The organism is Peribacillus sp. NPDC097284 (assembly GCF_044761765.1).
GTDB lineage: Bacteria > Bacillota > Bacilli > Bacillales > DSM-1321 > Peribacillus.
The window spans coordinates 1,054,292-1,066,870 of the sequence record NZ_JBIWCZ010000001.1 but is presented as its reverse complement, the minus strand read 5'-3'; the positions used below and the strand labels follow the sequence as shown (position 1 = coordinate 1,066,870).

At 41.7% G+C, this 12,579-nt stretch carries 17 protein-coding genes; 11 read left to right on the top strand and 6 right to left on the bottom strand.

What is annotated here, in order from left to right:
• The first annotated feature begins 92 nt into the window (after nucleotides 1-92).
• The 3 genes from ACIQXU_RS05300 to ACIQXU_RS05290 all read left to right on the top strand — a co-directional run bounded on the left by ACIQXU_RS05300 (nucleotide 93) and on the right by ACIQXU_RS05290 (nucleotide 1,397).
• A complete protein-coding gene (locus ACIQXU_RS05300) occupies nucleotides 93-737 on the top strand; it encodes an FMN-dependent NADH-azoreductase (protein WP_402874033.1) in 645 nt (214 codons plus the stop codon).
• Between the two features lie 152 nt (nucleotides 738-889).
• On the top strand, nucleotides 890-1,135 hold the full coding sequence (locus ACIQXU_RS05295) for a DUF2164 domain-containing protein (RefSeq protein WP_402987183.1): 246 nt from the start codon (nucleotides 890-892) through the stop codon (nucleotides 1,133-1,135).
• A gap of 106 nt (nucleotides 1,136-1,241) precedes the next feature.
• Nucleotides 1,242-1,397: a hypothetical protein gene (locus tag ACIQXU_RS05290; RefSeq protein WP_402957261.1), complete on the top strand. Its 156-nt coding sequence runs from the start codon at nucleotides 1,242-1,244 to the stop codon at nucleotides 1,395-1,397.
• 117 nt (nucleotides 1,398-1,514) lie between these two features.
• On the opposite strand, the gene ACIQXU_RS05285 is transcribed toward ACIQXU_RS05290, so the two are convergent.
• Nucleotides 1,515-1,859 carry a DUF1048 domain-containing protein gene (locus ACIQXU_RS05285; RefSeq protein WP_402957263.1) on the bottom strand — a complete coding sequence of 115 codons (345 nt, stop codon included), beginning with the start codon at nucleotides 1,857-1,859 and terminating at the stop codon, nucleotides 1,515-1,517.
• Nucleotides 1,856-2,200, bottom strand: coding sequence for a PadR family transcriptional regulator (locus ACIQXU_RS05280; protein ID WP_402987181.1), 345 nt, complete (start codon nucleotides 2,198-2,200; stop codon nucleotides 1,856-1,858). The genes ACIQXU_RS05285 and ACIQXU_RS05280 overlap by 4 nt, the downstream gene beginning before the upstream one ends.
• Before the next feature lie 289 nt (nucleotides 2,201-2,489).
• Between ACIQXU_RS05280 and ACIQXU_RS05275 the strand changes: the two genes are divergently transcribed.
• From ACIQXU_RS05275 to ACIQXU_RS05260, 4 genes are read left to right on the top strand one after another with little or no spacing between them, the layout of a single operon-like run.
• Nucleotides 2,490-2,867, top strand: coding sequence for a GntR family transcriptional regulator (locus tag ACIQXU_RS05275; RefSeq protein ID WP_402957265.1), 378 nt, complete (start codon nucleotides 2,490-2,492; stop codon nucleotides 2,865-2,867).
• Nucleotides 2,864-3,550, top strand: a complete 687-nt coding sequence (locus ACIQXU_RS05270; RefSeq protein WP_402987179.1) for an ABC transporter ATP-binding protein — start codon at nucleotides 2,864-2,866, stop codon at nucleotides 3,548-3,550. Before ACIQXU_RS05275 ends, ACIQXU_RS05270 begins: the two co-directional genes overlap by 4 nt.
• Before the next feature lie 8 nt (nucleotides 3,551-3,558).
• Nucleotides 3,559-4,380 (top strand): hypothetical protein, encoded by an 822-nt coding sequence (locus ACIQXU_RS05265; protein ID WP_402987177.1) that lies wholly within the window; start codon nucleotides 3,559-3,561, stop codon nucleotides 4,378-4,380.
• A 34-nt stretch (nucleotides 4,381-4,414) separates the two neighbouring features.
• Entirely contained in the window at nucleotides 4,415-5,590 is a 1,176-nt protein-coding gene (locus ACIQXU_RS05260; protein WP_402987175.1) for a hypothetical protein, read from the top strand.
• A gap of 55 nt (nucleotides 5,591-5,645) precedes the next feature.
• Here ACIQXU_RS05260 and ACIQXU_RS05255 read toward each other — a convergent pair whose 3' ends face one another.
• Nucleotides 5,646-6,344 (bottom strand): hypothetical protein, encoded by a 699-nt coding sequence (locus ACIQXU_RS05255; RefSeq protein WP_402957271.1) that lies wholly within the window; start codon nucleotides 6,342-6,344, stop codon nucleotides 5,646-5,648.
• A 143-nt stretch (nucleotides 6,345-6,487) separates the two neighbouring features.
• On the bottom strand, nucleotides 6,488-7,249 hold the full coding sequence (locus ACIQXU_RS05250) for a YqjF family protein (RefSeq protein ID WP_402987173.1): 762 nt from the start codon (nucleotides 7,247-7,249) through the stop codon (nucleotides 6,488-6,490).
• A gap of 137 nt (nucleotides 7,250-7,386) precedes the next feature.
• Between ACIQXU_RS05250 and ACIQXU_RS05245 the strand changes: the two genes are divergently transcribed.
• On the top strand, nucleotides 7,387-7,794 hold the full coding sequence (locus ACIQXU_RS05245; RefSeq protein ID WP_402874072.1) for a VOC family protein: 408 nt from the start codon (nucleotides 7,387-7,389) through the stop codon (nucleotides 7,792-7,794).
• Here the strand turns inward: ACIQXU_RS05245 and ACIQXU_RS05240 are convergent.
• Nucleotides 7,791-8,447, bottom strand: coding sequence for a DUF6944 family repetitive protein (locus ACIQXU_RS05240; protein ID WP_402987171.1), 657 nt, complete (start codon nucleotides 8,445-8,447; stop codon nucleotides 7,791-7,793). The genes ACIQXU_RS05245 and ACIQXU_RS05240 overlap by 4 nt on opposite strands.
• A 174-nt stretch (nucleotides 8,448-8,621) precedes the next feature.
• On the opposite strand from ACIQXU_RS05240, the gene ACIQXU_RS05235 reads away from it, so the two are divergent.
• Together ACIQXU_RS05235 and ACIQXU_RS05230 are read left to right on the top strand one after the other, a co-directional pair.
• Nucleotides 8,622-8,903 (top strand): hypothetical protein, encoded by a 282-nt coding sequence (locus tag ACIQXU_RS05235; protein ID WP_402874078.1) that lies wholly within the window; start codon nucleotides 8,622-8,624, stop codon nucleotides 8,901-8,903.
• A 19-nt stretch (nucleotides 8,904-8,922) separates the two neighbouring features.
• Nucleotides 8,923-9,396 carry a DUF4306 domain-containing protein gene (locus ACIQXU_RS05230; protein WP_402987169.1) on the top strand — a complete coding sequence of 158 codons (474 nt, stop codon included), beginning with the start codon at nucleotides 8,923-8,925 and terminating at the stop codon, nucleotides 9,394-9,396.
• A 162-nt stretch (nucleotides 9,397-9,558) separates the two neighbouring features.
• On the opposite strand, the gene pruA is transcribed toward ACIQXU_RS05230, so the two are convergent.
• Complete coding sequence (gene pruA / locus ACIQXU_RS05225; RefSeq protein WP_402987167.1) at nucleotides 9,559-11,103, bottom strand: L-glutamate gamma-semialdehyde dehydrogenase; 1,545 nt, start codon at nucleotides 11,101-11,103, stop codon at nucleotides 9,559-9,561.
• Nucleotides 11,104-11,241: 138 nt separating this feature from the next.
• Here pruA and ACIQXU_RS05220 point away from each other — a divergent pair, with 138 nt between their 5' ends.
• Complete coding sequence (locus ACIQXU_RS05220) at nucleotides 11,242-12,534, top strand: AAA-type ATPase lid domain-containing protein (RefSeq protein WP_402987165.1); 1,293 nt, start codon at nucleotides 11,242-11,244, stop codon at nucleotides 12,532-12,534.
• Nucleotides 12,535-12,579 lie beyond the last annotated feature (45 nt).

Sequence of the window (12,579 nt, the reverse complement as noted above, 5' to 3'; positions counted from 1 at the left end):
TGACAAATATGCATGCTTTCTTGTAAGATATAAATATCTTGAATTGAAGATAACTTAAATCAAAATATTTTAATACGAGGAGATTTTATATAATGAATGTATTAGTAGTGAAAGCAAACAACCGTCCGGCAACAGAAGGTATCTCAAGCAAAATGTACGAAACGTTCATGGCTTCATTAGAAGGCAAAGATGTAAACGTAACGACTTACGATGTGTTTGAAGAAGATACACCATACTTCGGTCAAGAAATTTTCAACGCATTCGGCAAAGTGCAAACAGGCGGAGAGTTAACGGATATTGAATCACGTCTTTTGGCTGCTAAACAAAAAGCAATGGATGCAATCACTGCAGCTGACGTAGTGGTATTCGCGTTCCCATTATGGAACTTAACAATCCCGGCTAAATTGCAAACATTCATCGATTATGTGTATGCGGCAGGATTCGCATTCAAATATGATGCAAATGGGAACATGGTTCAATTAATGACAGACAAAAAAGCGATCTTCCTAAACGCTCGCGGCGGAATTTACTCAACTCCGGAAGCGGCTCCAATGGAAATGGCAGTGAACTACATGCGCAATGTATTCGGTGGCGTATTCGGCATGAAAATCATTGATGAAGTCATCATCGAAGGTCACAATGCAATGCCTGATAAAGCACAAGAAATCATTACTGCAGGGTTGGAAGAAGTGAAAGCTTCTGCACAGCGCCTAGCAGAATTAGCTGTAAAAGGGTAATTAAACGGAAACGGCCAACGAAGCTTTTTGCTTTGTTGGTCGTTTTTTTTTTACTTTTGTGCTGTACATATTCTTTTATGAAAAAACAGGCTATAAATGGGGGCCATCACCATTTATAATTACATGTACTATCCATGAAGGGGTGTTCGATTTTGTTTATAAAACTTACAAAAGAACAACAGCAATTAATGATTTCCGATATCCAGTATTTCTTCTCGCAAGAAAGAGATGAGGAAATCACGGAATTTTCCGCGGAAAGAGTATTGGATTTCGTCAAGGAAACACTTGCTCCTCATTTCTATAACGCGGCCGTCCAAGATGTTAAACATGTCGTGGAACAACAGTTTTCTTCCATGGAAGATGAAATTCTGACGTTGGAACGCCCGATAAAAAGATAATATAAGGCCAAGAGTGGACCTGAATAGGTCTGCTCTTTATTTGTATAGTAGATAAAGAATGAAAAAGCCACTCCTGGATATTCTATCAATGAAAGGGGTGTAGCCCATGAAAAAGCGCGAAAATCATGAAGAAGAACCGATCGTAGCCGATGGAATCACAACGCAAGAGGAGCTGGATGAAAGCGCCACTCCGGAAGAGGTGGCAAAAGGAGACTATACAAAAGTCGTTACACTCTCATTGGATGAAAATGATCCAAGCTGAACGGAAAGTCAGCAGGCCCATTGGGTTTGCTGACATTTTTCGAAAATAATAAGAGCCTTCTACATTCTACGTAGCGAGGCTCTTTAAAATTGTTTGCTTCTTATCCTTCAAATAGATTCAATCAATACGTCCGATGGTATCGTTCAATTTCTTACGATACTTATCCTTCCAAGTTTGCTCATCCTTCACTAGTTCGTCACAGAAGGCAGCCACGTCCTCACCTGTCAGGTCAGTGACTTTTTTGCTTTCCGCTGCACCTTCCTCGAAAAGATCGAGAATACCGGAAAAAATACGATTGGTACCCTCCCAATCGGTGGGGCTGTCGCCAGCAGTCCACATATACTTTTGGATCGCTTTGTAAGCGTTATGGTATTCACTAGGAAGAGCCTTCGCACGCGCCTCCATCGCTTTCCATTCTCTCTTTTCATCAAAACTTCCCATTATTTTTTCAAAAAAACTCATTTTGCGTCTCCCCTTTCAATCGGTAAGTTTTTAAGTTCATTCAGTTTACTTGAAATGAATGCCCATTTTGTCCAGAAAACTTGAAGCTTTTCTTGACCCGCTGCATTGAGGGTGTAAAATTTCCTTGGTGGTCCCATCGTGGATGGCTTTTTCTCGATGTCTACCAGATTGTTCTTCTCAAGCCTCATCGTAATCGTATAAACCGTGCCCTCCACTACATCAACGAAGCCAAGTTTTTGTAGTTGCTGTGTAATTTCGTAGCCATACGTTTCGCCCCGGCTGATGATTTCAAGCACACAACCTTCAAGCACCCCTTTCAGCATTTCTGTCAGATTCTCCAAAAGAATTCACCCCATATGTTTGTTGTTGGATTTTATACGCTATTTAGTAATACTTACTACTAGTACATAGTATCACATGGTAGTGATTTGTCAATCGCCTTCCATTTATCTATAGAGTATTTTTGGAGGAATCGTCTTCATCATAAAATGGAAATATTTTTTAAAACGATATTGACAGCTGAAGTGTATTACGGGTATAGTACATACATAAGGTGTATGAACCACTTAATACATACACTTGAGTCCAAGTGTGATTATCAGATCTTTTATTAAATATAGGGGTGGTTTAATGAACGTTTCGTTTAATGCCCGTGAGCCGGTTTATTTGCAAGTGGTGAGGCATTTCAAAGAACAGATGGCCATTGGAGAGTTAGTTGCGGGACAGGAAATCCCTTCACGCCGGGAATTGGCGGCAACATTGAATATTAATCCGAATACGGCTCAAAAGGCGTATAAAGAAATGGAGGAACAAGGTTTGATTCATACTGAAAGAAATTTCCCAAGTCGAATCACTACGAATGAAGAGATGTTACATGATGTCCGACAGGAGCTTATTCTTGCTGCGGTCGATTCTTTTGTAGAGGCCATTCGTCCCATTAATGTACCGGTTGATGAGCTACTTCAGGTCGTGAAAGATAAATATGTAAAAGAGGGGGAAGAGAAATGATCGAAGTGAAGCAAATCTCTAAGAAGTACGGCCGTAAGAAAATCTTGGATGGTATGTCTTTTACCGCGAAGAAAGGGGAAATCACCTGCCTGATCGGGATAAACGGTGTAGGGAAAACCACGACGTTGAAGGCCATTATGGGATTGACGCCATATCGCGGGGAAATTCTGATTGATAATGAAAAACTGGATACAGACCGATATGAAAAGATTACCTTCATTCCGGACGCTCCGATTATGCTTCCGCAAATGACGATTAAGCAGGCGATGGTTTTCATGAACGATTTCTATACAACATGGAATCAGTCAAGAGCCAATGAGTTGCTGGATTTTTTCAAACTGGAGGAAAACACAAGGATATCAGATTTATCAAAAGGGAACACGGCGAAAGTCAACCTGATGCTGGGTCTGTCTCTTGATGTGGATTACGTGCTAATGGATGAACCATTTTCCGGCATCGATATGTTTAGCCGGGAACAAATTGCCGACGTCTTTGCCAGTCACTTGATCGAGGACAGGGGAGTTATCATCACGACCCATGAAATCGGTGATATTGAACATTTAATCGATAAGGTCATCTTACTTGGAAACGGAAATGTATTGAAAGAGTTCAATACGGAAGATATGCGTGAAGAGGAAGGAAAATCAGTAGTCGATGTAATGAGAGAGGTGTATCAAGGATGATGCGTTATATGAAGCTAGTCAATTTCGAAATCAACCGTTTTAGTAAAATCTATTTTTCATTGTTGTTGATCACGATTCTTTCGCAATTTGTAGGCGTGATCATTAAAGTACAAGGATTCTTAAATAAAACTGATCAAACCATGTTAGAAGAAAAATTGACCGAAGCTACTTATTTAGAAGTGTATGGCGGAGTGAACTTTAACTTGGTTTCAGGGTCGCTCTGGTTTTTAGGACCGATTGCGTTGTGTGCCGTTGCCCTTATATTCTACATCTTTCTCATTTGGTACCGTGATTGGTTCGGGAAAAATACTTTTATTTATCGCCTGTTGATGCTTCCGACTACGAGATTATCTCTCTATTTATCCAAAGCGACAGCGATTTTCTTGATGGTATTAGGACTGATTGCCTTACAATTGATCATCCTGCCGATGGAGAATGCTCTATTCAATTCCATGATGCCGGAAGTGTTCCTAACCGCAAAAATGAGTGTGATGACCATCCTTGGATCCAAACCAGTGTTAGCGCTCATCATTCCTAACTCGTTCACTCAATTTATCATTTCCTATGGAATCGGGCTGATGATCCTGTTTGTCTTGTTTACAGCCATCATGTTGGAAAGAAGTTACCGGATCAAAGGGATTGTGCTAGGCATTATTTATTCCGTACTAGCGGGCGCATTGTTTCTATCGCCTATTTGGCTGAATGGTTCTAACGGAATCTCTCTTTATCCATCAGAAATCTTCGGTAGTTTAATCGCTTTGGGGATTATCATTACAGCCGTCTCCATCTGGCTTGGCTCTTGGTTGTTAAAGAAACGTGTAACCGTATAAAGTCCCACCAACTAATATAAGGAGAGTGAACAGGGTGAAACGATATATCAGCAGCATCCTCATCGTCGTCGTTAGTCTATTTAGCATCGGAACGTATTATGCTCAAGTAACTTCTTACGCTTCAAACCTTCCCAAACTTACATTTAAAACAATCGAAGGTGACGAAACAGAATTAGAATCCGTCCTTGTAAGTGGAATGTATGAAGAGGGAAGTTCAAATGAATCCTTTCGTTTGGAATCCAATCAATTGAAATATGCAAAAGAACGGTCGTATTATGAAAACCTACTCGGTTACTACGACCCCAACTATAACCGGTTAGTGAAAGAGTACCGTTCATTCATGAGGGGTAAAGCATTTATTGAAACCTATTATGAAGATCAAGATAATCTGACGATCGTAACCATGAATGGCGATGATAAGAATGGAAAGTATAGCTTGAATTTTATTATTGATAGTTTGGCAAAGAAAAACAAGGAAGAAAAGTCTTTTGAAATAGACGTCCCAGAACAAGCAAAATACGAGAACATCATAGTCAGGGATGTCCAATTTGTTCAATCGAAATTACAAATCCTTACTCAAAATGATGTGAAAACAGACAATGAAAAAGATACAGATGAAATCCATCTCTATACCATCGATTTAGCCGGTAAAAAAGTGGTGGCTGATGAAACACTTTTGTCCGAAACATTTGATTCATCCAATGAAGGACATTTCGCCATGCCGTCAAAAGTCGATAGAGGGATGGCCAATCATGTGTTCTTACTGGCGTTAGTAAAAGGCAGGTATAGTGAAGAGGGAGGATTCACGGAGAAAAAAAGGGAAAGCTCTCTTTACGCGTATCATTATGACACGAAGAAACTGGAAAAAATCAAGATTCCAAATGAAAAGGATATCACCTTTGAATCTGTGGAAAGTGACTTTTCCGTTGATGGGGAGACTCTCTACGTGACAGGATGGGAGGAAGGGATGATGCATATCCTCACCTTCGATATCGATAAACAGAAAGTAATAAATGACTACAAACCGGGATCTGTTGATTTCACTGAAATAAAGGATGGACGCATCTTTGCCATTACCGCAGATGAATTGCTGATTGTCGATGCGAAAACAGGAAAGACGCTCTATAGAGGCAAATTGGTGAAGGATTCGCACGGTCAAAAGAAAGATAAGAACTATCTCATTCAATTGCATGATGTAATTATCAAATAAAATCCATGCCGCGACTCCCCTTGAAGAAGGGGAGTTTTTCAGGTTTATAAGTCTTCTATTTTTCGGTTATGAATCTCTCAACATTATCTGATAAAAGAACGGTATCCCATGGTATCCAATACCATTGTTCCCCATCGAAAAATAAGGGGAACGTATAGGCGATCGGTTCTTCGGTATAGAATGCGAGTTGATAGCCAGCCGGGTCTCCTTGGCTGGTATTCGGATTAAAGCTGGCGTTCGTCTTTCCTTCGTTAAGTATCAGGGTCATAGCTTGTATCTCATGTTTATCCGATAATGAATGGGTCAGTACAGGATGATTATCTTTATCCTCTTTATATATATCTATTCGATTGATCGATTCTTCATCGATGTCTTCGTATTTGCCCCGAAATGTTTGATTCTCCGTAACTTCATGATAGATTGCATACCCATTGATCTCGTCTTTTGACTGAATAGCAGCAAATTCAGGCTTGCCTTGTACGGAAAAGACCTCCGTACCCTTTTCCCAGAATGCGGCGTCACCTTCTTTCGTCTTGTAATTGACATCGAATACATGATCCGCGACTTTGAACTTCACTTCTCCTATCTCTTCACCGATAAAAGTGGAATCGGCAAGGATAGCGGAATGGACCCCTTCATACTGTTTGCCATTGATTTTAACGAAATCGACCCACTCAATCTCAATGATTGATTCTTGAGCATTACAAGAGACAAGGAATAAACTGCATGCCAACATCCCTATCCATTTTTTCATCATGACCCCTCCGTTTGTAGGAATGCTACGTTGACCGATAAAATGTAGATTTTGACCGATAAATGTGCGAAATTGACCGATATATTCCGATTTAGACCGATAAATGCTCAACATTGACCGATATAATGGCTATATCCAAGCATTTAGTCGGTCGCACGGACCAATGGCCACATCCGGACTTCCAATGTTTTTGCAAAATGCAAGATGGGCTTGTCGTTTTCAACATGAATGCCTTGGTTGGTCAGCATCGTGTTCTGTCTGATATCCGCTTCAGCATGCTGGAGCGGCCAGGGTTTATGCAGGATATCGCAGCGAAGCGGCACTCCTCTATTGTTTAGTGTATATAAGCAATAACGCTCTGTAAGCCATTCATCGAAAGAACCTTTTTCGGCAAGATACGGTTCTGAGGTTGGTTTGTATGTACACTCGAATATTTGACTGCCACTTCTTCTCTTGCTTTTATAATCGATGACATCACCGCTGCGCTGCACATTCATATCGGCAAACTTATATGGCAAGTGGTATACAGTTTGGGCAGTCTTGACCGCAAGCATATTGGACGCATCCAGGCTAAAGAAGTACACCCCCGGTTTTCCATCCACCGTGACATAAGTCCGGACGTTGAGTTCAGGAAACCGGTCCGTGCCTGGAACGGGAGGTAGCCCTCTTAAGCGGATGTCAGTCATATGAAACGGAACGACGCCTATCCACCCCATGCCATCAAAAGAATCTATCGGCAGCACGGTAGGTACTAACTTTCGCAAGACGTCGATCTTTATTGGATAATGGGCAAACAATAGATCATTCCATGTCTGTTTCATCGTCCAGGGTAATCTTGGCAATGACCATGAACGATGGCTATCGTCCCATTGGTTATCAAAGAAGTGTTTAGGTTGGTCTTTCATGTTGTTCTCCTCCTTATTCACGGCTGGTTTAAATCTGTTGCAAGCATCTATTCTTTTCTTTTATGCTAAAATAAACCAGTTACTGGTAGTATATCAAAATGAACCCGTTTTCGATATAAAACAAAGGAGGTGGGCACATGTCAAAAGGTTTCATTCATCATATCGAAATAAATGTATCCGACTTGGAAAGAACCGTGACATTTTGGAGTTGGTTTTTGGAAGAGCTAGGGTATCGTCCTTTCCAGGAATGGGATGGGGGGAGGAGCTGGAGAATCGATGATCTGTATGTGGTGTTTGTCCAAGCAGAGAAGCGTTTTCTCGAAATTCCCTTTCATAGGGGAAGAGTAGGGCTTAATCATCTAGCTTTTCATGCAAGTTCACGCCAGGAAGTGGATGAGATGACACATAAATTAAAACAGCAGGGAATGCGCATTCTTTATCCCGACAGGCATCCGTTCGCTGGTGGGAAGGACCATTATGCTGTATTCTTCGAGGATCCCGATAGATTGAAAGTGGAATTGGTTGCTCCTGTTGAATCCCTTTAGGGATGGGCAAAATGATAGTGGTGATACGAATAAGGATTACCACTATCATTTACAGGGGCTGATGCAGATTCTACCTCAATTGTAATGGCGTTAATCAAGACAAAAGCCCCAATGACTTGAATCCATCCTCCCACCAACAAGATTATTTCACCAATTTCCGTGTGTTCCTGTAAGATGAAGATATTGCCGATTGCGACTAGGAAAGAGCCCAATGATATGAGGCTGTTTCCCGTAATACTGAGAGACCTGAACGGAGAGTCCTCTGAAATATAGCCTCCGAATGCTTCAAAAGCGGCGCCAGTTCCTTGGATGCCACTACCTAAGGTATCAATTTTTAAGCCTTCTTCCTCTTCACCACTCAGTTCAATACTGATCCCAACTGAATTTGCCGTATTCCCTGCAGCTTCAAGCCAGGCGCCAATAATCGAATAAATTTGCGAGAGCTGTTGATATTCTGGATTGAACAGTTTGGTTCTCCCGATGGCTTGCAGCGAATTACCGAACGCCTCGATTCCATTGCCTTTAACAATTAAATCCTTTCCTAAATCAGAACTTGTTAAGGATTGCTGGGTCTGCCCAATCGCCTCAACAACCGATCCTATTCCCAATATCCATGCCCCTATAATAAGGAGGTCTTCTCCGCTTGTATTCATAGTCCAACGCCCCTTACAAGAAGTTACCTTATGGTATTCCGGGAAGTACGTTTATGTACAGGTAAACGATGAGGAATATCATATAATTTGGATATTTATGTTAAACTGGATAGGGAGTTACTTACCTTTTAATAAAAAATAAGAATGTTATTAACCATGTAGGCGGGGGTTCAAATGGGGATATTTTTTATAAAGAGAGGAAATGCGAAAAGAACAAAAGCGAATATGATCCTTCATACGATGATTGCGGTAGCGATGATCATCCTTTTAGTGATGGCAATCATCAACGGAAAAGATTTCTTTTACTTAAAGCTGATTTTCCTATTAGCGGGTATAAGTTCGATTATAGATGGAATGGAAAGCTATTTACAAAAGGAAAAAAGGAAAGTCTATCTGCTTGATTTCGGATATGCTTTGGTTTGGTTCTTATTGGTTTATATGTATACGACCATGTAAGAGGGAAGGGGACATGACGATGAAGGGTGCAATACAGGTCATAATGGCGATGCTGTTCCTTATGATTTTCACGTTTTGTGCGTGGTATGAAGGAAGCGAAATCTTGGACAATCCATGGGAGTGGGAATATTCGACGCCTTTTTCGGAGCTATTACACACTCAAGTTGAAGGCCCGGAGGATATTTCCAATCTGGACCATCTTGTGTACGCGGCCAAGTTCAGGCCGTTGTTCCCGGCACTTATGATGTTGACACTATTATATCTAGTCACGCTAACGGGCCTTACAGTAAGTAAGGGAAGCCAGAAAAAATCGGCTTTCTTTCTAACTGGGCTGGGCGTTTTATTGTTACTCATTAGCGGTTTGATTTGGAGTTCACCGACGGTTGGGGGCCATTTCTTCAAGGGGATATCTCTAATCTTGGGCATAGTGTCCATCTTGGTCGGAATGTTGTACTACTTTAAATGGACCCCCACATCCAAAAGAGTGGCTTAGTTATAGGTACTCTATGAATCTGAATATATATATAGAAGAAACTCGGAATATATGAGCCACAAAAAAGGAACAGCCCGCATTAATAGGGCTGTTCCTTTTTTGTGGCTCATGATTTTATCTTTCCTATATAATAGGAAGAAACTCGACATGGGCTAGAGGTTCTTACAATTTTTCAGATACTGATTTGGATTGCATATGCAACGTCAAGAAGTCAGGGCCGCCTGCTTTTGAACAAGTTCCGGACATATTGTACCCTCCGAATGGTTGGTACCCAACGATTGCTCCTGTACAGCCACGATTAAAGTATAGGTTCCCTACGAAGAAGTCTTCGCGTGCCTGTTCGATATGGTTACGGTTTGTTGAAATGACGGCACCTGTCAAGCCGTATTCTGTGTTATTGGCGATTTCTAGCGCTTCGTCAAAGTCTTTTGCTTTGGAAACGGCGACGATTGGGCCGAAGATTTCTTCTTGCATCAAGCGTGCTCTTGGTGCTACATCTGCGACAACAGTTGGTTGAATGAAGTAGCCGATTGAATCATCCGCTTCACCACCCGTTAGGATGCGTCCTTCTTCTTTTGCCACTTCAAAGTAACTCGTCACTTTTTTGAAGGCATTTTCGTCTATGACGGTAGCCATGAAGTTGTTATGGTCGGTCGGATCTCCGACTGTTAATTCTTTTGTCAATTCAACCACCCGGTCCAACACGGTATCGTAAACATCTTCGACGATGATGGCACGTGAGCATGCAGAACACTTTTGGCCACTGAAGCCGAACGCGGATTTAACGATCGATTGTGCAGCCAATTCAAGGTCTGCCTCTTTGTCGACGACGATGGTATCTTTCCCGCCCATTTCGGCAATGACGCGCTTGATCCAAATTTGTCCTTCGTTTACGGCTGCTGCACGTTGGTTAATGCGCAGACCGACATCGCGTGAACCGGTGAAGCTGATGAAGCGAGTGCGTGGGTGATCGACTAAGTAATCGCCAACCTCGCCACCAGGTCCTGGGATGTAATTCACGACACCAGCTGGAAGGCCGGCTTCTTCAAGAATTTCGATGAATTTATACGCAATGATTGGTGTGGTCGATGCCGGTTTCAGTAAGATGGTATTCCCCGTAACCACGGCTGCTACGGCCGTACCTGCCATGATGGCAAATGGGAAGTTCCATGGTGAAATGATGACACCGACACCCAGTGGGATATAGCCAAATTTATTGTATTCGCCTGGAAGGCTTTTTACTGGTTTCCCGTCTTTCAATTCGAGCATTTGACGCGCATAATATTCCATGAAGTCAATGGCTTCCGCTGTGTCAGCATCTGCTTCCACCCATGGTTTACCTGCTTCGATTGTCATGATTGCAGACATTTCATGACGACGGCGTCTTGTAATCGCAGCTGCTTTAAATAGAATGTCAGCCCGAACTTCAGGTTTTACTTTGCTCCAAGTTTTGAATGTTTGATCGGCAACTTGCATCGCTTTTTCAGCCAGTTCTTTGTTTGCCTTAGATACAGTGCCCACGACTTCGGTTTTTTTAGCCGGATTGTAAGAAGTGATTTTATCATGAGTAGTAATGCGTTCCCCACCAATAACTAATGGATAATCTTTTCCAAGTTCACTTTGAACCTTTTGAATGGCCTCAGTGTAAGCTTGTTGGTTTTCCTTTTTTGAAAAGTCAGTTAGTTGTTCAGTTGTGTATGGAATCAATTTAATATCCTCCTTATAATCACGGGTGCCAAATAATTGTGCACTTATGTTATTGTTAATATATATATAATGCAACATTTTTTGGCATATTACAATAACTTTTCCGAAAATTTACAAAAATTCAAAAGGGGTGTTCCAATGAAACAGCAAGATTTGCACGAGATTTATAAATATATCACGGACAATATTTCAGCAGGGATACACGCCGTGGATGCTCAGGGGAAAACCGTGATCTATAATGCAAAAATGCGGGAGCTAAAAGGGATTCATTCGCTTGAGGAAGATCAATTCGAGCAAGAAATGATCGCTAAAATTAATGACAGCCATCTTTACCGGGTCCTGAAAACATGTGAGCCGATTAAGAACTACAAAATGAATTTCTGGAATCGTGTCGGTCAGGAAATTGTGACGATTTCCGATATCCTGCCGATTAAAAAAGACGATGAATTGATTGGCGCTGTCGAGATATCGAAGGATATTACCGAGAGGGAATTAATGGCCTATCAACCATTGCGGCGGTATGGGCAACCCCTCACATTCGATATCATTACAGCTGTTTCCCCACTTATGGCAGGGGTGATCGAACGGGCCAAGATGGCTGCCAAAACGAGGATGCCTGTTTTGCTTTATGGGGAGTCCGGGACGGGAAAGGACATGATTGCAGAAGGGATCCATCATGATTTGAACCCTGAAAATGATCATTTCATTACACTGATTTGCCGGAATGATGAACAAGCGTTGATCGACCAGCTGAAGCAGCAAATCGATAAAAATGAACAGGTCACGATTTTTTGTGAGCGTGTGGAATACCTTTCCCTTGAAGGTCAGGAAAGGATTCTTAATCTGTTCATGGAACATCTTGAGAGTCACGTTTTTATAGCAAGCGTCGGAAAAGACCCGATTGATTTGATCGAGAAAGGGCAGCTTTCCAAGGATTTATATTACTTCTTTGCATCGGTTTGTATAAATGTCCCCGCATTAAGTGATCGAAAAGAAGATATTAAGCCATTTATATCGGACTACTTTAAGCGCTATCGCAATAATACCGGAAGCCGGATCCAAGGGCTTTCAGCTAAAGTGGAACAGATCTTTCTCGATTATGATTGGCCAGGAAATTTAAAAGAGCTAGAAGTATTGCTGGATGATATAACCAGTACGATGACGAATGAAACATCCATTGATTTTGATATGCTGCCGATTTATTTCAGGTGGAAGATCCAAAGCGAGGAGCTTTCCGATACGACGGGGAACATGTTTGTAGCGGAAAATGAAAAAGATATTCGTCCATTAAGCGTATTCATGAACGAAGTCGAAGAGTACTATATCCAAAATGCCTTGAAAATGTTCGATGGCAACGTTTCGCAAACGGCAAAAGCACTTGGCCTTCGGAGGCAAAGCCTGCAATACCGCCTCAAAAAATTCAATGAGTAACAGGAAAACCCGAATGATGTTCATTCGGGTTTTCCTGTATAAAAA

What these genes read in the sequence shown, in the direction of transcription:
- ACIQXU_RS05300 (WP_402874033.1), top strand. Translation starts at nt 93, where the DNA reads ATGAATGTATTAGTAGTGAAAGCAAACAACCGTCCGGCAACAGAAGGT.
- ACIQXU_RS05290 (WP_402957261.1), top strand. Translation starts at nt 1,242, where the DNA reads ATGAAAAAGCGCGAAAATCATGAAGAAGAACCGATCGTAGCCGATGGA.
- ACIQXU_RS05285 (WP_402957263.1), bottom strand. Translation starts at nt 1,859, where the DNA reads ATGAGTTTTTTTGAAAAAATAATGGGAAGTTTTGATGAAAAGAGAGAA.
- ACIQXU_RS05275 (WP_402957265.1), top strand. Translation starts at nt 2,490, where the DNA reads ATGAACGTTTCGTTTAATGCCCGTGAGCCGGTTTATTTGCAAGTGGTG.
- ACIQXU_RS05270 (WP_402987179.1), top strand. Translation starts at nt 2,864, where the DNA reads ATGATCGAAGTGAAGCAAATCTCTAAGAAGTACGGCCGTAAGAAAATC.
- ACIQXU_RS05265 (WP_402987177.1), top strand. Translation starts at nt 3,559, where the DNA reads ATGAAGCTAGTCAATTTCGAAATCAACCGTTTTAGTAAAATCTATTTT.
- ACIQXU_RS05255 (WP_402957271.1), bottom strand. Translation starts at nt 6,344, where the DNA reads ATGAAAAAATGGATAGGGATGTTGGCATGCAGTTTATTCCTTGTCTCT.
- ACIQXU_RS05250 (WP_402987173.1), bottom strand. Translation starts at nt 7,249, where the DNA reads ATGAAAGACCAACCTAAACACTTCTTTGATAACCAATGGGACGATAGC.
- ACIQXU_RS05245 (WP_402874072.1), top strand. Translation starts at nt 7,387, where the DNA reads ATGTCAAAAGGTTTCATTCATCATATCGAAATAAATGTATCCGACTTG.
- ACIQXU_RS05240 (WP_402987171.1), bottom strand. Translation starts at nt 8,447, where the DNA reads ATGAATACAAGCGGAGAAGACCTCCTTATTATAGGGGCATGGATATTG.
- ACIQXU_RS05235 (WP_402874078.1), top strand. Translation starts at nt 8,622, where the DNA reads ATGGGGATATTTTTTATAAAGAGAGGAAATGCGAAAAGAACAAAAGCG.
- ACIQXU_RS05230 (WP_402987169.1), top strand. Translation starts at nt 8,923, where the DNA reads ATGAAGGGTGCAATACAGGTCATAATGGCGATGCTGTTCCTTATGATT.
- ACIQXU_RS05220 (WP_402987165.1), top strand. Translation starts at nt 11,242, where the DNA reads ATGAAACAGCAAGATTTGCACGAGATTTATAAATATATCACGGACAAT.